Genomic DNA, 16,745 nt, shown 5'->3' on the forward strand with positions numbered 1-16,745 from the left:
GGTCGCTGTTCGCCGGCTCGGTCGCTGTTTTCGCGTCTCCGGCGGACGGACGAGCGCGAATCGTACCGCGTAAAACCAGACTGCAGTCGACGGTATAGTTCCGGAACGGTCCCGAACGGGTTATCGAAGCGGTTCCCGGCCGCCGATGAGGTTCGTCGTGTCTACCTCGTCGGCCCGCGCCCCTCCCTTCTTGACCTCTGTGGCGGTCATGCACTCCAGACAGCCGAAGACCTCGTTGTGGTTGTTCCCGAAGACGCGTGCGAAGTCCCGCGTGACGAAGGAGCCGCAGCTCTGGCATCGGTTCTCGGCCATCGTGTCGTCGCCGTTGGTGAGGCGGTTGTCGGTCGTGGTCATGTCTGCGCGATAGATACACACAATCCTATCCACTTTGTTATCCAGTACCTACACCCCCGTAACCAACCGTTGGCGCCCCCGGTAACTGGCAGTTACGACGGCCGACGCGCGTCGTACGATGTGAGAGCGCCACCATAATTTAAGGTAACGCCGCGAGAAATCGACGGTTCCGCCGCTCCGGCGCCGGGCGCGTCGCTCGCCCCGGTCGTTTAAGAGGTTCGACAGCCTACGCCGAGATGATGCCCAAGCTCCAGCTCGACGAGGAGACCGTAGAGCGCCTGGACAGCCTGCGCGTCGAGGACGAGTCCTACGACGAGATCATCAACGAGCTCATCAACATCTACGAGGCCGAGGAGATGACGCTGTTCCACCCCGAAGACGCCTCGGGCTGATCGGTCGGGCGAGCGGTCGAGTTCGTCGCCCGAAGCGCCGACCGGGTCGGGCGGTCAGTCGAGCCGGGCGAGCACCGTCTCGCCCGCCCGCACCTTCTGGCCCCGCTGGACGGTCAGGTCCCCGGGGTCGACCGACTCGGGCAGCAGCACGTCGGTGCGGCTCCCGAACGAGATGTGGCCGAGCCGCTCGCCCCGGTCGAGCTCGTCGCCCGCGCCGACGTAGGGGTGGATGCGCCGGGCGAACGCCCCGGCGATCAGCGTCACCTCGTGGTCCGCGAACCGGACGTGGAGTTTCTCGTTCCTGTCGGACTCCTTCGAGAACGCCGGCCGGTGCTTGCCGGGCTCGTGGTCGACCGCATCGACCCGGCCGCCGAGCGGCGCGCGGTTGACGTGGACGTCGGTGACGTTCATGAACACGCCGACCCGGACTCGGTCGCCCTCCTCGCGGACGACCGAGACCCGGCCGTCGGCGGGCGCCAGCACCCCCGAGTCGGGCGGCGTCCGGTCGGGGTCGCGGTGGAAGAGCAGGGCGCCGACAGCCAGCAGCGGGGCCGCCAGGGTCCAGCGCCGCGAGCACCTGCCGAGCCGCGACAGCAGGGAGAGGGGAACCGCCAGCGCGAGCGCCAGCAGGGCGTACCGCCACGCGCCCGGGGCGAAGCTACCCGGGAGGCGCGAGCCGCCGGATCGGCGTCCGCCCATCAGTCGCTCGCGGCGTTCCGGACCTGCTTCCACTTGCCCTGGGACTCGAGGCGCTGCTGGAGTTCGCCCGCGTACTCCTGGGCGAGCCGCTTGGCGGCCTCGACCCGCTCGCGGTCGACCCCGCCACCGCCGCCCAGACCGAGGGCGTTCTTCACCGAGTCGAAGACGCCACCGCCGCCGTCCCCGCCGCCACCGCCACCGCCGCCCATCGAGTTCATCTGGTTGCGGATGTTCTCGAGCTCGGGCATCACCTGCTCGACCTTCGAGGTGTCGGCGACGATGCGGGCCCGCTCGTCGTCGTCCGGGTGCTCGATCTCGAACTCGACCGCGGTCATGATGAGCCCCCACTCCTGCCGGGAGAACTCGGAGTCGGTGACCCGCTGTGCGAACTCCTGGTCGACCGCCATCCGGTCGCCGACGACGATGTCCTGCCACGCGCGTTCGGTCATACCCGAACCGTTAGGTTGGGGAGGGTATGAGAGTTTTCCTGTCGCACGGGCGGGAGGGCGGTTCCGATCCGTCCGCAAAAAAGTCGCCGACCGGGTTCCCGCTCCCGGCGGACCGGTCACTCGCCGCCGAACTCGATGGTCACGTTCAGCGGGCCGTCGGCGTCGGCGAACGCGATGGCGCCGGAGAACCGGTAGTCGTCGACCGGGTCGGGGTTGCCCTGGAGGGTTCCGCCCACCTCGCCCCGGACCACGTTGCCGTCGACGGTGTCGACGCCGAGCGTTCCGGCCTCCGGCCCCGGTTCGACGTTGCCGGACACCCGGAAGTGGTAGGCCACCCGCCGGCCCTCGCTGCCGGGCTCGATGGTCACCGTGTTCGGCAGCTGCGACCCGTTCGACGAGTCCGACGACTCCGGCAGGCCGACCGGGTCGTCGACCGTCTGGCCGTTGACGCTGACCGAGGCCACCGACCCCTCGGTGACCTCGAACCCGGTGATCCGGCCCGAGAACCGGTAGTCGTCGACGCCGTCGTTGTCGTCCTGCTCGTACCCCCTGACGGTCGTGCCGTCGGCGGATATCTCGTCGGTCCCGCCGGCCTGCTGGCCCTTGGCGATCTCGCCGCTCACCGTGATTCTGTACGACAGCGGCGTCTCGCCGGCCTCGATGACGATCTTGTTCGGAAGGCCCTGGGCCGCCCCGGTGCCCGACAGCGCGCTCCCGGCGAGTCCCGCGGCCGCCGTCCCCTTCAGCATCGTGCGTCGATCGACGAGCCGACCGTCCGTCTCCTCGCGCTCCCTCGCGTCGTTCGAGTCTGTCTCGTTCATCGCTCCACCCGGCGGGGAGCCACTACGACCACCCGTATCAACCCGGGTGGTAGTTCTCGCGACCCGGCTAGTATAGGATGAGCCGAATCGACCGGAGCGGTCGCCCCGAGCCGTTTCCACTCCGGGTTACCCGGCCGGTAAGGCGACGTTGGCCGTCGTCATCCCTCGATTTCCCGGCGTACGACCCGCGGAACCGGTCGCCGAACCGCCTCAGAACGTGCCGCTCTCGACGGTGACGTCGGCCTCGAGCTCGCCCTTCAGCGCGTCGTGGACCTTGCAGAGCTGGTTGGCCCGCGTGACGATCCTGTCGGCCTCGTCGTCGTCCAGTTCGGCCTCGGTCCGGACCGTGAACTGGACCGCCTTCAGCTTGTCGTCGTCGTTGAGGTCGCCGGTCGCGTCGATCTCGATGCGGCCGAGGTCGCCGACGTCCCGCTGCTCGGCCCCGACCCGGAGCGCCGGGACGTAACACGAGGTGTAGGCCGCGAGGAGGGCCTCCAGCGTGTCCGGGGCCTCCTCGCCGGTGGCGTCGATGGTGCGCTCGAAGTCCCGAATCTGGTTGTCCGACTGGTACCCCTCCGCCGACGTGGTGGTGACCTCTTTGGCCATGCGTACGGACCAACTCGCGCCACGTCCCTAAGTATTGCTTTTACGGTGAAAACGGGGTACTGAACTGCCGGAGCCGGCCGGAAAAACGACGGGCGTGACGGCGTCAGTAGTCGAGTTCCTCGCCGAGGTCGAACGTCTCGTCGCCGTCGAGGACCGTCACTTCGGCGTCGCTGCCCGTGGCCTCGACCTCCCGCCGGAAGTCGTCGGGGTCCTGTTCGATGGGCGGGAACGTGTCGTAGTGCATCGGGAGCGCGTAGTCGGCGTCGACCCAGTCGACCGCGACCGCGGCCTGCCACGGTCCCATCGTGAAGTGGTCGCCGATGGGCACCGCGGCGACGTCGGGTTCGAGGAACGGGCCGATGACGTCGCGCATCTCGGTCTGGAGCGAGGTGTCGCCGGCGTGGTAGAACGTCCGGCTCTCCTGGTCGCTGACCTGGGTGGGCTTGGTGTCGCTGATCACGAAGCCGGCCGGCATCCCGCCGGAGGTGCCGTAGCTGGTCTCCATCCCGTTCGTGTGGTCGGCCCGGACCATCGTGACGAAGGCGTCGTCGAGTTCGACGGTGCCCCCGAGGTTCATCCCCATGCCGCCGACCGCCTCGTAGTCGCCGAACTCGTCGCGGCAGTACTCGACGACCTCGGGCGTCGCGACCAGCTTGGTCCCCTCGTAGCGGTCGACGTCGCCGATGTGGTCGGCGTGACCGTGGGTGAGCAGGACGTAGTCGGGGTCGAGCTCCTCGGGGTCGGTGTCGGTCTTGGGGTTGTCGAAGAACGGGTCGATGAGCAGTTCCGTGCCGTCGACGTCGACGAGCCACGTCGAGTGGCCGTACCAGGTGAGCTTCATGGATGCGGGTGGAGATACTCCCGTTTCGCACTTAAAAGATGTTGGCGAACGCCGACGGCGGTGTCGGTCCGCGCTCGCCCGCCCGACCCGGCGGGGCCCGACCCGGCGGGTTGTCACTCCCGCGCAGTTGTCGCTCGACACCGCGGCCGCCGGCCCGCGGTCACCCGCGGTCGCGGTTCGACGCCAGGAGGTCCCAGCCGACCGCCCGCCGGACCGCCCGGTCGAGCGCCAGCCCGACCGCCACGACCGCGAGCGAGAACCCGACGAACAGCCCGGCCAGCTGGCCCGACTCGCCGGGGGTGCGCGTGACGACCAGCGCCACGACGAACAACAGGGAGGCCATGAACAGGACGGGGGCGACGAACCACTTCAGCACCCAGTGGCCGTCGAGGAACCGCCCGGTCCGCCGGAGCAGGTCGCGCATCGTCTCACCTTCTCCGACGCCAACCATAAATGTGACCTCGCTCAGAAGTGCGCCCGCGAACGCCGCGGACGAGGCCGACACCGGGGCGACGGCGTCTACGGGCGAGGACCGGCGCGGGTGGCGGAATCGGCGCGGGTGGCGAAATAGACGCGGGTGGCGAAATAGGCGTGGGTGTCGAAACCGGCGCGGAGAGCGGAATCAGCGGTAACGGGGACTCGGTCGTCGAGAAGTGGCGGGTCACGACGGACCGCGGCGGCGGTCGCGATTCGCGGCCGGCGGTCCCGGGACCGCCGGCCGGACGGCGGGGTCGCGACGGCGAGACGAACTGCCGGGGCGAGACGAGCCTGCGGTCGGGTCAGTCCTTGCGCTTGACGACGTCGCCGAGCGTGTACTCGCCGGTCGAACTGCCGCCGCTCCACTCCTCCTCGTCGGCGGAGCCGCCGGCGGTCAGCTGGATGTCGAGCTCGCGCTCGAGCTTGCGCTGGACCTCGTCGCTCGGCAGGATGTCGCCCCGCTCGAGCTTCCGGATGAGGCTGGCCTTCTCGTTGAGCTCGTTCGCCAGGTCCTCCTGGCTCAGCCCCGCGCTCTCGCGGGCCTCCCGGATGCGCTCGTCGTAGTCCTGGGCGAGTTCGTCCATGTCGTCGAACATGTCCGAGCGCCGCGACTGGGACGAACTCGAAGACGTACTCGACGACGACGAGGACGACCCGGAGCTCCCCGACGACGAGGAGGTCGAGTACTTGGTGGAGGTCGACCCGGAGTCCTGGGTCTTCACCTCGGTCCCGAAGTCCGCGCAGTTGTCGCAGACGTCCAACTCGGCCCCCTCGACCTTGACGGTCTTCGGGGAACTCGTCTCGGCACCGCACATCTCACACTGAACCATGAGTGGAGGTAGTCTGCCGCCGCTCTTAAATTCCACGCCGACGTGACCGCCCGACCGCGCTCCGTGCCCGCGCCCCGAACCGGGTTACGGCGTGCGGTCGACCGTCACGGCAGCCGGTCATCGCCGTGCTTGTCCCGGAGGTAGCCGAACCCCTGCTTGACCTCCTCGCTCCGCCGGAAGTACTTCAGCACCCGCCGGCAGGTCTCCCGCGGGAGCCGGGTCTCGCGGCTCAGCTCGAACAGCGAGTCGACCTCCTCGGCGACCGCGAGGAACTCGTCGACGGTGATGTGGCTGTTCGCCGGCAGGATCTCGTCCGGCTCCACGCTGATGCCCGGTTCCCCGGGGCGTTCGTCGGTCATCGTGCGGTCCACCTCGCTTGTTTTCGACACCCCCGAATGTGAAAAAGTTAACTGATACCCCGTCGCTCTCGACGCCGGGAGCCCGTCGGTTCGACTCCGACGACGGTGGCGGTATCACGACAGCGCCTTCCACGCGTAGTAGAACCGCTGGAGCGCCGTGACGTGGCCGACGACCGCGAAGACCGCCAGCAGCCACCCGACGACCGACAGACCGGCGGGCTCCGCCGACACCGCGGCCGCGAGCACGCCGGTCAGACCGACGAGCGCGAGCCGGTCGGCCCGGCCGAGCAGCCCGCCGTACACCCGGTCGAGCCCGACCGCCTGGGCCTGGGTGCCGAGGTAGGAGGTCATCAGCACGCCGGTCACCGCCGCCAGCCCCAGGGCGTACCGCCCGATGCCCGCGGCCAGCCCGGCGATGATGACGAGGTCGGCGTACCGGTCGAGCACGTGGTCGAGCAGGTCGCCGGCCTCCGAGTCGGTGCCCAGCTCCCGGGCCAGCGCGCCGTCGAGCAGGTCGAGCCAGCCGTTGAGGAACACCAGGACCGCCCCGGCGAAGTACCAGATCGGGTCCTGCCCGCCCAGGTAGAACGCTCCGGCCGCGCCGCCGGCCAGCGCGAACGCGACGACGCTGACCCCGTCGGGCGTCAGCCCCAGCCGGGTCGACAGCGAGACGAAGGGGTCGAGCAGCCGGTCGGCCACGTGGCGGAACTGGTCGAGCGTCATAGGTACTCGAGGTAGTCCACGGTGCCCGCGCTGGGCTCGCGGTCGCCCGCCACGACCGCCGCGATCTCGGCGGCCACCTCCTCGGGATCGCGGTCGGTGGTCTCGACCTCGTAGACGCGCTCGACGCCGTGCTCGTTCACGGCCTCGGTGAGGATGACGTCCAGCGCCTCGCTCTCTGCATTCTCGCTCGCTTTCGCCTCGGGCTCCCCGCGCTCGGTGAGCCGGCGCTCCAGTTCCTCGGGGTGACACCGCAGCACGACGACCCGGTCGGCGTCGAGGTGGTGGGCGAGGTGCGACTCCACCAGGACGTCCTCGCGGTCGGCGAGCCGGTCGGCCACCGCGTCGAGGTCGGCGACGAGGCTGTCGCGCTCGGCGTCGCGCTCGTCCCAGAGCCCCTCCTCGCGGACGAGGTCGTTGAGGTGGACGACGTCGAGGCCGAACTCGGCGAACGCCTCGTCGGCTTCCAGGACCTCCACTGCGGAGGTCTTGCCCGTGCCGGGCGTGCCGGTGACCGCGACCCTCACGGCGCGAGCACCTCGTTCAGCTCCGACACCGCCCGGCGGGTCTCCTCCTCGGTCCCGCAGGTGATGCGGACGCACTCGGGCAGGCCGAAGCTGGTGCAGTCGCGGACGATGACGCCCCGGCGCTGGAGCTCGTCGGCGACCTCGCTCGCTTCTCCGACCTCCGCGAGCACGAAGTTGCCGTGGCTCTCCCACGTCGGCGCGTCGAGGTGGTCGTACATGTACTCGCGCGCCCACGCGGCGGTCTCGACCGTCCTCTCGGCGTGCTCGTCGTCGTCGAGCGCGGCCAGGCCTGCCCGGCAGGCGATCTCGCTCGCGGCGAACGGGGTGTTCACCCGGGCGTAGGCGTCGGCCCACTCCTCGGGGACGATGCCGTAGCCCAGTCGGACGCCGGCTAGCCCGTACACCTTCGAGAAGGTCCGGAGGACCGCGACGTCGTCCCGCGCGTCGACCAGGTCGACCGCGCTCGGCGCGTCGGCGAACTCGCCGTACGCCTCGTCGACGACGACGAGGGTGCCCTCGCCCGTCCCGTCGGCGATCTCGGCGACGGCGTCGCGGTCGAACCGCTTGCCCGTCGGATTGTGGGGGCTCGTGAGGTAGACGATGCGCTCGTCCTCGTAGTCCGAGAGGACCGTCTCGGGCGTCAGCGCGAAGTCGTCGGCCTTCGACAGCCGGTACGTCTCGACCTCCCCGTGGTGGAAGCGCGCGCTCATCCCGTAGTAGGCGAACCCGGGCTCCGGCACGAGGACGGCGTCCCCGGGCTCGAGCATCGCCCGGGCCAGGTAGTCGAGCACGCCGTCGCCGCCGTTGCCCAGCCAGACCTGCGCGGGCGCGACGTCCCACCGGTCGGCCAGCTTCTCGGTGAGGTCGGCGTGGGAGGCCTTGGGGTAGGAGCCGGCGGTCGCCGCCGCCTCGCGGATGGCCTCGACCGCGGCCGGACTCGGGCCGAAGGGGTTCTCGTTCGAGGCGAGCTTCACGAGGTCGTCCGGATCGAGTCCGAGCTCCCGGGCGACCTCCTCGACGCCCCGTCCGGCCTGGTACACGGTGTGCGAAGAGAGGTCCCGTGGTTCCATGTGGGAGAGGTGTGTGCGACCTGCCTTAAGGTTGCTCACCTCGACCGGCTCGGCGCCCGGAGGTGACCGGCAGCTGTCACGACCCCGCGCGGGCGAGACCGCCGGCGTCGGCCGAGTCGGGCGGTCCACCCCGACGCCCGGCGGCATTTTATCAGAATCCGCCCAGTACACATAAGGGGAGTCCCGCGGAGTATCCAACGGGGGATTCAATCATGGCACAGCACAATCGGAGCCGTTGGGGGAGCGACCGCGAGTCGGACCGCTATCAGCGCAGCGAGCAGGGCGAGGGCGAGACGCAGGGCGGCCGCTACTCGACCGGCGGCCGCGAGCGACGAGGAGAGTCCGGACAGCACCAGCAGTCCGGTCAGCACGGACAGTCCGGTCAGCACCGGACCGGCCAGGACCAGATGGGCGGCCGCGACGTGCAGGAGTACGCCGACCAGCAGTCCGGCGAGCAGCACCATCACCACCATCACCACCACCATCACGGCGGTAGCCAGCAGGACCAGCAGGGTCAGCAGGGCAACCGCTACGGGAGCCGCCAGCGCGGCCAGCGGACCGGCGACCAGCGCCACGACGTCGGCCAGAACCAGGGCCGCGCGCAGCGGAGCCACGGCCGGCAGGACGTCCACAGCCAGAGCCAGCACGGCGGTCGCGGCGGTCAGTACACCGGCCACGACCTCCAGCAGGGCGACCGGCCGACCGGCCACCAGTCGAGTCAGCACCAGGACCGGGGCGGCGACCAGACCGTCCGCCAGCAGCAGGGCGACCAGTACCGGCAGGGCGGTCAGAGCCAGCACCAGCAGACCGGCCAGCACCAGCAGACTGGCCAGCACGGTCAGACCGGTCAGCACCAGCAGTCGGGGCAGTACGGGCAGTCCGACCGGCACGGACAGTCCGGTCAACAGCCCCAGACCGGCCAGCACGGCCACCAGGGGACCGGCCAGAACCAGTACGGCGGGAGCTCGGAGAGCGGCTTCAGCCCGGTCGAGCAGACGATGATGCGCGGCCAGGAGCACCACGGCCGCCGGAGCGAGCAGGACCGGGGCGCAGGCCAGCAGTCGTCACGGACCGGCGAGTCCGACCGGCAGGACCGCCGCGGCGAGGAGCGCCACCAGCGCTCGCAGTACTGACCGAGTCGCACGAACTCGCGCTTTTTTCGCGGTCGCCGACGACGGTGACAGACGTTACTCCTATTGGCGTCCGAGGCCGACACTGATGCGGGAATGGGAATGTACGCGCCACTCGCTACCGACAGTCGCGATCGACCTCGCGGTGATCGCCGATGAGCGACGCGTCCGAGTCCGACGCCGACGTGTCGCTGCCCGAGCAGTACGGGGGCGTCGACTACGACGAACTCGAAGCGCTGCTCGGCGACCTCGTCATCGGACGCGAGACCCACCTCAACGCAGAGGCGTTCGTGATTCGCCCGGACGACGTCCAGGAGACGCTCCGGACGCTCAAGGAGGAGGCGGGGTTCGACCACCTCTCGCTGCTGACCGCCCAGGAGTACGAGGACCGCTACGAGAGCATCTACCACCTGACCAAGTACGACGACCGGACCCAGGAGGTCGAGGTGGTCGTCCCCACCGACCCCGACGAGCCGTGGAACGAGTCGGCGGCGTCGGTGTACAAGACGGCGGAGTGGCACGAGCGGGAGGCCTACGACCTGGTCGGCATCGAGTACGAGGGCCACCCCGACCTGCGGCGGATCCTGCTGCCCGAGACCTGGCAGGGTCACCCGCTGAGCCTCGACTACGACCAGGACAAGCCCCAGATCGTCTCGCTGAAGGAGCACGTCAATCCCATCGCCGAGACCGCGAAGGACACCGAGTCGGACACGATGTTCCTCAACATCGGTCCCCACCACCCCGCGACACACGGCGTCCTCCACCTCAAGACGGTGCTGGACGGCGAACAGGTCGCGGACGTCGAGCCCGACATCGGCTACCTCCACCGGTGCGAGGAGCAGATGTGCCAGAGCTGCAACTATCGCTACCAGATCATGCCGTACCCCGACCGGTGGGACTACACCGCGAACATGCCCAACGAGTGGGCGTACGCCCGGGTGGCCGAGGAGCTCGCCGACATCGAGGTGCCCGAGTACGCCCAGGTCATCCGGACGATGGCGGTCGAGTTCGCCCGTATCAAGGGCCACATGCTGGCGCTGGGGACCTTCGCGCTCGACGTGTACGGCGACTTCACGGCCATCTTCATGTACGCGATGCGCGACCGGGAGAACGTCCAGAACATCCTGGAGGACCTCACGGGCCAGCGGATGATGTTCAACTACTTCCGGCTCGGCGGCGTGGTCTGGGACATCCCCGAACCCCGCGAGGAGTGGTTCGCGAAGATTCGGGACTTCCTCGACGACCTGCCCCACCGCGTCGAGGAGTACCACAGCATGCTGACCGACAACGAGATCTTCCAGAAGCGGACGGTCGACACCGGGGTCATCGACGCCGAGACCGCCAAGGACTACGGCTGTACTGGGCCGGTCGCCCGCGGGTCGGGCATCGACTACGACGTCCGCCGGGACGACCCGTACGGCTACTACGACGAGCTCGACTGGGACGTCGTCACCGAGCCCTACGGCGACAACTACTCCCGCGTGCTGGTCCGCATGCAGGAGGTCGAGGAGTCGGCCAAGATCATCGACCAGTGCGTGGACCTGCTCGAGGACTGGCCCGAGGACGAGCGAACCATCCAGTCCAACGTCCCCCGGACGCTCAAGCCCGAACCGGACACCGAGGTGTACAAGGCGGTCGAGGCCGCGAAGGGGGAGATGGGCATCTACATCCGGTCGGACGGGACCTCCAAGCCCGCCCGGTTCAAGATCCGGAGCCCCTGCTTCAACAACCTCCACGCGCTCGAGGCGATGTCCGAGGGCGAGTACGTGCCCGACCTGGTCGCCGCGCTCGGGAGTCTCGACATCGTGCTCGGGTCGGTCGACCGGTAGACTGCGGGTGGCCACAACCGCCTTACCCGCGTCTGTCGTGCGGTCTCTATGGTCGAACTCGGCTACGCGCTCTCCAGCGAGGAGCACCGCCCCAACGACCTCGTCGACTACGCGGTCCGCGCCGAGGACGTGGGCTTCGACTTCGTCTCCATCTCGGACCACTACCACCCGTGGCTGAGCCAGCAGGGCGAGTCGCCGTTCGCGTGGTCCACCCTCGGCGGCATCGCCCGCGCGACCATCGACGTCGACGTGGGCGTCGGCGTGACCTGTCCCATCATCCGGTACCACCCGGCCATCCTCGCCCAGTCGGTCGCCACGGTGGCGACGATGCTCGAGGACGACGGCCAGCGGTTCTACTTCGGCGTCGGCACCGGCGAGAACCTCAACGAGCACGTGCTCGGCGACCACTGGCCGCCCCACCACGTCCGGCTCGAGATGCTCGAGGAGGCCGTCGAGGTCGTCCGGGACCTCTGGACCGGCGAGATGGTCAGCTACCACGGCGACCACTACACCGTCGAGAACGCCGAGCTGTTCACCCTGCCCGAGGAGACCCCGCCCATCTGCGTGTCGGCGTACGGCGAGCAGACCGCCAGGAAGGCCGCCGACATCGGCGACGGGTTCTGGTCGGTCGGCCCCCAGGACGTCGTCCAGACGTTCGAGGACAACGGTGGCGAGGGGCCGAAGTTCAGCCAGCTCACGGTCTGCTACGCCGACAGCGAGGACGAGGCGGTCGAGACGGCCCACAAGTGGTGGCGCAACAGCCTCCTGCCGGGCCAACTAGCGACCGAACTCGAGACCCACAAGCTCTTCGAGCAGGCCAGCCAGCAGGTCACGAAGGAGCAGGTCCGGGAGTCCGACAGCATCGTGACCGACCCCGACCCGCAGACCCACGTCGAGAACCTCCGGAAGTTCACCGACGCCGGCTACGACCACGTCTACGTCCACCAGGTCGGGCCGAACCAGGAGCAGTTCTTCGAGTTCTACGAGGACGAGGTGCTGCCGGAGTTCCAGTAGCCCGCCGAGCGGTCCACCACCTACCGCCCGACGCTCAGACCGGACAACCCCTGATCTCGCCGCCGCGCATCCCGTCCGCGACCCAGTAGATCGACAGCACGAGCGCGACCAGCGCCAGCACCGAGAGCTCGGCGCCGTCGAACGGCAGTACGGTCGTCGCGCCCGCGGCTCCGAACAGCGAGAGCAGGCCCGCCAGGACCGCCGACCCGCACGCCGCGCAGCCCGCGCCGAGCGCGCCGAGGACGAGCCCCACCGTCCCCCCGCCGGCGGCGTTGCCCGCTTCCCCCTCCCATCCGCCCAGACCGTGTTCCCGGAAGTGGTAGCCCAGGAGCGCCACGTCGACGCCCGAGAGCCCGGCAACGGCGACGAGCAGCAGCTCGGCGACCGGGCCGTAGTTCGTCCCGAGGAAGGGGTAGAGACCGAGCAGAATCGTCGCCCTGTCCGACGGGTCGATGGGGGCAGTCACCGCGAACTCCGCCAGCGCGAGGTTCTGGCCCAGGACGAACGCCGACAGCGCGACGACCGCGGCGACCACCGCGAGCGCGGCGTACCTCGGCGCACCCAGCACCAGCCTGACCGTCCGGGCCATCAGGCGCCAGTCGTCGGCGCGGGTCGGCAGTCGGGGACGGAGGCGGGAGACGCCGACCCGGCTCATAGCCCCAGCGCCGACTTCACGACCCGGAAGCTGACGCTGCCCTTCGCGCGGGTCCGGAACTCGCCGTCCCGGAACAGGAAGACCGTCGGCGTGGTCCGGCCGACCCCCGCCGCCTCGCCCGCCGCGAGGTCGGCCCGCACCGCGTCGTCCCGGGCCTCCGCCTCGGCGTCCGCGACCACCGCGTCGGCGTCCAGGTCGGTCTCCTCGGCGAGGAACGTCCGGGTCAGGTCGAGGACGTTGTCGTCGTCGAACCGGTCCTGGTTCTCGAAGTAGTGGCGTATCAGCGCCCACGTCGCGGTCGAGTCCTGTCGAACACCGTACGCCGCCGGGTCGGAGGTCGTCGTCCCCGTCCCGTCGGCCGTTGTCGTCGACTCGCCGCTCGTCCCCGCTGCCCCGGCCCCCGTCTCCCGGGCGAACGCGGCCTCGATGGCCTGCGTCGCGGGCTTCCCCCACGCGTAGATGACCGGGTACGACCGGAAGACGACCGCGACGCGGTCGCCGAGTCGCTCGCGGATCTTCGGCACGGTCCCGGTCTCCCAGGCGGCGCAGCGCGGGCAGGAAGGGTCCTCGAACGCGACGACGACCCCTTCGGCCTCGGCCGGCGGCGGACCGGACCGCGGCTGGTCGGCGATGCCCTCCGCGGCGGGATGGTTGCCGAGCGGCGCGCGAGTCGCGGTCTCGGTCGTCGTCCGGGCGCCGCCGGACTCGCCGGACAGGCCGCCGGTACAGCCCGCGAGCGCGGTCGCGCCGGTCGCCGCGCCGACGGCGAGCAGTCGCCGCCGGGTCCGCGCGTCGGGTCGGTCGTGGGTCATGGTCCCACGCGCGACGCCGTCGCCAAAAGGAGTTTTTCCAATTTCGTGCCGAGACCGCTCCGACTCCGGCCAGAGAGGCAGTGGAGGAGGTGGGATTCGGTCTCGATGCCCGGATGTCGGGACGAGTTCACCGCAGGGTTTCGAGGCTCCGGAACTGCTCGCTCTCGTCGAGTTCGGCGACGCGGACCACCCCGTCGCGGTGGCGGTACCAGTACGCGGTCGCCTCGCCGCCGGCCGAGAGGATCCGGAACTCGCCGTCCCGGATCTCGACGGCGCAGCCGTCTTCGAGCGCCAGGCCGGCCTCGGGCCGCGTCGCCAGGAACTCCCGGAACGCCGCGCGCCGGAGCGGATGGGCGTGCGGCGTGACCGCGAGCCCCTCGACCCACCCGAGGCAGTCGACGCCCGCGTACTCCGCGTCGTCCGCGGCGTCGGACAGGCCGCTCGCGAACCAGCACATCGCGCCGGCGCTGAGGCCGGCGAGCACGGTCCCGTCCTCGTAGGCCCCGCGGAGTACCCGGTCGGCTCCCGTCTCGCGCCACCGGTCGAGCAGCAGCGGGGTCGACCCGCCGCCGACGTACACCAGGTCGGCCCACTCGACGTCGGTCCGGATCTCGTCCTCCTCGACGTCCGCGTCGTGGAGCGTCAGGTGGCGCGTCCGGCAGCCGAGGTGGTCCCCGTAGTAGGCGTCGAAGCCGTCGCAGTACCCCGCCGCGTCGCCGCTGGCCGTGGGGACGAACAGCGCCGCCGGGGAGTCCTCGCCGGTCGCCTCGCAGACGCGGCGGTCGATCGGTTCGGTCTCCCGGTCCCGTATCTCGCCGCCGCCGATGGCGAAGATGCTGCCCATGTCTCGCTCGGACTCGCGAGAGCCAGATAAACGTGGCCACCGTGCGGGAGTACGTGGCAAACCGGCCCCGGGACGCCGACCGGCCTACAGTCGCTCGTCGACGTGGTCGGCGGCCTTCAGCGCGAGCGCCGCGATGGTCAGCGTCGGGTTGAGCGCCCCGCTGGTCGCGAAGACGCTGCTCGACGCGACCGAGAGGTTCCGGAGGTCGTGGGTCCGCAGCCGGGGGTTCACCACGCTCTCGGCCGGGTCGGTGCCCATCCGGGTCGTGCCCATGTGGTGGAACGCCGGACCGGTGTTCTCCGGGCCGACGGTCCACGTGACGTCGGCACCGAGTTCGTCCAAAATCGCGCGCTGGATCTCGTTCGCCCGTCGCAGCGACGACTCCGTCTTCGCGTCGAGTCGCCAGTGTATCTCCGGGACCGGGTTCCCGTGGTCGTCGGTCGTCGAGGGGTCGAGCGCGATGCGGTTCTCCTTCCGGGGGCGCTGGCCGACCAGCCCGCCCGTCGCGATCGCGTTGCCGTACCCCTCCCGGAGGGTGTCGAGCAGGTCGTCGCCCCACTCGTCGCCCGACAGCGCCATCTCGACCGGCGAGGGCCCGGCGTAGTTCAGGAACTCCAGCTTGACGGGACCCGGTTCGGGCTCGTCGCCCTCGGGCGACCACTCGGGAATCCCGCCCGCCGACCCCCCCGAACCGCGGCCCTCGGTCCCGCGGGTCGGGTCGTCGTAGAACTGGTGGCACTCGCTGGTGATGAACCCGACGTGGTTCTGGCGGGTCCGGCGGTCGAGGCGGCCGCCGACGCCCGCGAACAGGTGGTCCATGAAGTAGCGGCCGACCGCGCCCGAGGAGTTGGCGAGGCCGTCGGGGTACCGCTCGGACTTCGAGAGCAGCAGGAGCCGGGGGATCTCGACGCCGCCGGCCGCCAGCACGAACTCCCGGGCCTCCTGGCGGTGGGTCTCTCCCTTCGGCGTGGCGTACACCGCGGCGGTCACGCGCTCGCCGGCGTCGTCGTGTTCGAGCCGCTGGACCGGCACCCGGTCGATTACGCGGGCCCCGGCCGCCTCGGCCTTCCGGACGTGGTGGTCGGCCGAGTACTTCGCGCTGGAGGGACAGACCGGCTTGCAGGTGCCGTACCCGACGCAGGCGCCCCGCCCGTCGTAGGACTCGGAGTTGCGGGCGTTGGGCACCGAGTGCATCGTCACGCCCAGTCGCTCGCAGGCCTCGGCGAACAGCGAGTCGCTGTAGGAGGGCGCGAAGGCGGGCAGCGGGAACGGCTCCTCGCGGGGCGGGGCGTACGGGTTGTCGTCCGCACCGGCGACGCCCAGCGCGCGTTCAGCCTCGGCGTAGTAGGGCCGGAGGTCCGCGTACTCCATGGGCCACTCCTCGAAGTCCGACTCGTGGAGCCGCATCACCATCCCCTGCCAGTGGAGCGTCGACCCGCCCACGCCCTTGACCCGGGCGCGGTTCAGCGGGTAGAACCGCTCGCCCGGGGCGGTGTAGGCGTCGCGCGGGCCGCCCATCTCCCAGACCGACAGGGGGTCGTGACCCGGCCGGATCGACCGCTCCATCCGGCGCTCGCGGTCGGCGGGGTCGAACCGCTCGCCGGCCTCCAGCACCACCACGTCGCGGCCCCGCTCGGCGAGCCGGTGGGCGAGGAGCGCCCCCGCCGGCCCGGCGCCGACGACGCAGACGTCGGCCCGCTCCGAGGGAGTCCTGTCGACGTCGCTGGAGGGGCTCGCCGTCATCCCTGCGGCCCCCGCTGGTAGCTCGTCGTCCCGCCGGGGTGGCCCTGCGGGTTCTCGATGCCGACCAGCTTCCCGCCGGTCGGCGAGGCGTAGAGCGCGTACAGCAGCTCGTTGACCAGGTAGTACCGGACGCGCTCCCGGTCGGCGCCCGCGGGGTCGGGGTCGGCGGTGTCGACGCCCAGCTGGTCGAGCACCGATTCCCGCGTCCCGGCGCCGAGCTCACGGAAGGGGGCGTCGTGCCACGTCCGGGCGTAGTCGTCGAGCGTCTCGACCGCCTCGACCATCCCGTCGCGGTAGTCGGGGCGGTCCTCGACCCGGCCGAGCGCGTAGGTCCGGACGAACTCCTCGACCCCAGAGACCTCGGTGGGGTACACGACGTCGGCGACCGCGAGCAGGGTCGCCAGCCGGTCCGCCGGGACGGACTCGCCCGCGGTCGAACCACTCCCCGCGGCGTCGTCCGCGAGCAGTTGCTCGACGACCCCCTCGCCTTCGAGTACGGCGCCGGCCCCGACCGCGGCGCCGCCAGCGGCCGCCAGCGCGGCCAGCGCGTCCCGGCGCGTCAGTTCCATCTCG

Annotated in this window: 21 protein-coding genes; 4 read left to right on the forward strand and 17 right to left on the reverse strand. The window is 70.7% G+C overall.

Annotated elements, in window-relative coordinates:
- Positions 1 to 120 precede the first annotated feature (120 nt).
- Positions 121 to 354: a DUF7563 family protein gene (locus tag ACQUQF_RS08835; RefSeq protein WP_115863977.1), complete on the reverse strand. Its 234-nt coding sequence runs from the start codon at positions 352 to 354 to the stop codon at positions 121 to 123.
- Positions 355 to 593: 239 nt separating this feature from the next.
- On the opposite strand from ACQUQF_RS08835, the gene ACQUQF_RS08840 reads away from it, so the two are divergent.
- Complete coding sequence (locus tag ACQUQF_RS08840; RefSeq protein ID WP_435177875.1) at positions 594 to 746, forward strand: DUF7557 family protein; 153 nt, start codon at positions 594 to 596, stop codon at positions 744 to 746.
- 54 nt (positions 747 to 800) lie between these two features.
- Here the strand turns inward: ACQUQF_RS08840 and ACQUQF_RS08845 are convergent, their stop codons facing one another.
- The 11 genes from ACQUQF_RS08845 to hisC all read right to left on the reverse strand — a co-directional run bounded on the left by ACQUQF_RS08845 (position 801) and on the right by hisC (position 8,145).
- Complete coding sequence (locus ACQUQF_RS08845) at positions 801 to 1,445, reverse strand: protein sorting system archaetidylserine decarboxylase (protein WP_435177877.1); 645 nt, start codon at positions 1,443 to 1,445, stop codon at positions 801 to 803.
- Positions 1,445 to 1,894, reverse strand: coding sequence for a DUF5799 family protein (locus ACQUQF_RS08850; protein ID WP_435177879.1), 450 nt, complete (start codon positions 1,892 to 1,894; stop codon positions 1,445 to 1,447). Before ACQUQF_RS08850 ends, ACQUQF_RS08845 begins: the two co-directional genes overlap by 1 nt.
- Before the next feature lie 116 nt (positions 1,895 to 2,010).
- The gene (locus ACQUQF_RS08855) at positions 2,011 to 2,715 is read right to left on the reverse strand and encodes a hypothetical protein (protein ID WP_435177881.1); all 705 of its coding nucleotides are present in this window, start codon (positions 2,713 to 2,715) and stop codon (positions 2,011 to 2,013) included.
- 210 nt (positions 2,716 to 2,925) lie between these two features.
- Positions 2,926 to 3,321 carry an OsmC family protein gene (locus ACQUQF_RS08860; RefSeq protein WP_435177883.1) on the reverse strand — a complete coding sequence of 132 codons (396 nt, stop codon included), beginning with the start codon at positions 3,319 to 3,321 and terminating at the stop codon, positions 2,926 to 2,928.
- 103 nt (positions 3,322 to 3,424) lie between these two features.
- Entirely contained in the window at positions 3,425 to 4,162 is a 738-nt protein-coding gene (locus ACQUQF_RS08865; RefSeq protein WP_435177885.1) for a metal-dependent hydrolase, read from the reverse strand.
- 160 nt (positions 4,163 to 4,322) lie between these two features.
- Positions 4,323 to 4,613 (reverse strand): hypothetical protein, encoded by a 291-nt coding sequence (locus ACQUQF_RS08870; protein ID WP_435177887.1) that lies wholly within the window; start codon positions 4,611 to 4,613, stop codon positions 4,323 to 4,325.
- A 328-nt stretch (positions 4,614 to 4,941) separates the two neighbouring features.
- Complete coding sequence (locus ACQUQF_RS08875) at positions 4,942 to 5,469, reverse strand: multiprotein bridging factor aMBF1 (protein WP_435177889.1); 528 nt, start codon at positions 5,467 to 5,469, stop codon at positions 4,942 to 4,944.
- Between the two features lie 104 nt (positions 5,470 to 5,573).
- Complete coding sequence (locus tag ACQUQF_RS08880; RefSeq protein ID WP_435177891.1) at positions 5,574 to 5,828, reverse strand: hypothetical protein; 255 nt, start codon at positions 5,826 to 5,828, stop codon at positions 5,574 to 5,576.
- A gap of 114 nt (positions 5,829 to 5,942) precedes the next feature.
- Positions 5,943 to 6,551, reverse strand: coding sequence for a CDP-alcohol phosphatidyltransferase family protein (locus ACQUQF_RS08885; protein WP_435177893.1), 609 nt, complete (start codon positions 6,549 to 6,551; stop codon positions 5,943 to 5,945).
- The gene (locus ACQUQF_RS08890) at positions 6,548 to 7,075 is read right to left on the reverse strand and encodes an adenylate kinase family protein (protein ID WP_435177895.1); all 528 of its coding nucleotides are present in this window, start codon (positions 7,073 to 7,075) and stop codon (positions 6,548 to 6,550) included. The genes ACQUQF_RS08885 and ACQUQF_RS08890 overlap by 4 nt, the downstream gene beginning before the upstream one ends.
- Complete coding sequence (gene hisC / locus ACQUQF_RS08895) at positions 7,072 to 8,145, reverse strand: histidinol-phosphate transaminase (protein WP_435177897.1); 1,074 nt, start codon at positions 8,143 to 8,145, stop codon at positions 7,072 to 7,074. Before hisC ends, ACQUQF_RS08890 begins: the two co-directional genes overlap by 4 nt.
- A gap of 212 nt (positions 8,146 to 8,357) precedes the next feature.
- On the opposite strand from hisC, the gene ACQUQF_RS08900 reads away from it, so the two are divergent.
- The 3 genes from ACQUQF_RS08900 (at position 8,358) to ACQUQF_RS08910 (ending at position 12,118) form a co-directional block, all read left to right on the forward strand.
- Positions 8,358 to 9,278, forward strand: coding sequence for a hypothetical protein (locus tag ACQUQF_RS08900; protein ID WP_435177899.1), 921 nt, complete (start codon positions 8,358 to 8,360; stop codon positions 9,276 to 9,278).
- A 152-nt stretch (positions 9,279 to 9,430) separates the two neighbouring features.
- Positions 9,431 to 11,104: an NADH-quinone oxidoreductase subunit D gene (locus tag ACQUQF_RS08905; RefSeq protein WP_435177901.1), complete on the forward strand. Its 1,674-nt coding sequence runs from the start codon at positions 9,431 to 9,433 to the stop codon at positions 11,102 to 11,104.
- A 48-nt stretch (positions 11,105 to 11,152) separates the two neighbouring features.
- The gene (locus ACQUQF_RS08910) at positions 11,153 to 12,118 is read left to right on the forward strand and encodes a TIGR03557 family F420-dependent LLM class oxidoreductase (protein WP_435177903.1); all 966 of its coding nucleotides are present in this window, start codon (positions 11,153 to 11,155) and stop codon (positions 12,116 to 12,118) included.
- A gap of 34 nt (positions 12,119 to 12,152) precedes the next feature.
- Here ACQUQF_RS08910 and ACQUQF_RS08915 read toward each other — a convergent pair whose 3' ends face one another.
- From ACQUQF_RS08915 to ACQUQF_RS08935, 5 genes are all read right to left on the reverse strand, one after another.
- Positions 12,153 to 12,773 (reverse strand): hypothetical protein, encoded by a 621-nt coding sequence (locus ACQUQF_RS08915; RefSeq protein ID WP_435177905.1) that lies wholly within the window; start codon positions 12,771 to 12,773, stop codon positions 12,153 to 12,155.
- Positions 12,770 to 13,585, reverse strand: coding sequence for a DsbA family protein (locus ACQUQF_RS08920; RefSeq protein ID WP_435177907.1), 816 nt, complete (start codon positions 13,583 to 13,585; stop codon positions 12,770 to 12,772). The genes ACQUQF_RS08915 and ACQUQF_RS08920 overlap by 4 nt, the downstream gene beginning before the upstream one ends.
- Positions 13,586 to 13,712: 127 nt before the next feature.
- Positions 13,713 to 14,429: a Type 1 glutamine amidotransferase-like domain-containing protein gene (locus ACQUQF_RS08925; RefSeq protein ID WP_435177909.1), complete on the reverse strand. Its 717-nt coding sequence runs from the start codon at positions 14,427 to 14,429 to the stop codon at positions 13,713 to 13,715.
- A gap of 84 nt (positions 14,430 to 14,513) precedes the next feature.
- Positions 14,514 to 16,172 (reverse strand): GMC family oxidoreductase, encoded by a 1,659-nt coding sequence (locus ACQUQF_RS08930; RefSeq protein WP_435177910.1) that lies wholly within the window; start codon positions 16,170 to 16,172, stop codon positions 14,514 to 14,516.
- Positions 16,169 to 16,741, reverse strand: coding sequence for a gluconate 2-dehydrogenase subunit 3 family protein (locus ACQUQF_RS08935; RefSeq protein WP_435177912.1), 573 nt, complete (start codon positions 16,739 to 16,741; stop codon positions 16,169 to 16,171). Before ACQUQF_RS08935 ends, ACQUQF_RS08930 begins: the two co-directional genes overlap by 4 nt.
- Positions 16,742 to 16,745 lie beyond the last annotated feature (4 nt).

It is taken from the genome of Halorussus sp. AFM4, from assembly GCF_051194995.1.
Taxonomy (GTDB): domain Archaea; phylum Halobacteriota; class Halobacteria; order Halobacteriales; family Haladaptataceae; genus Halorussus.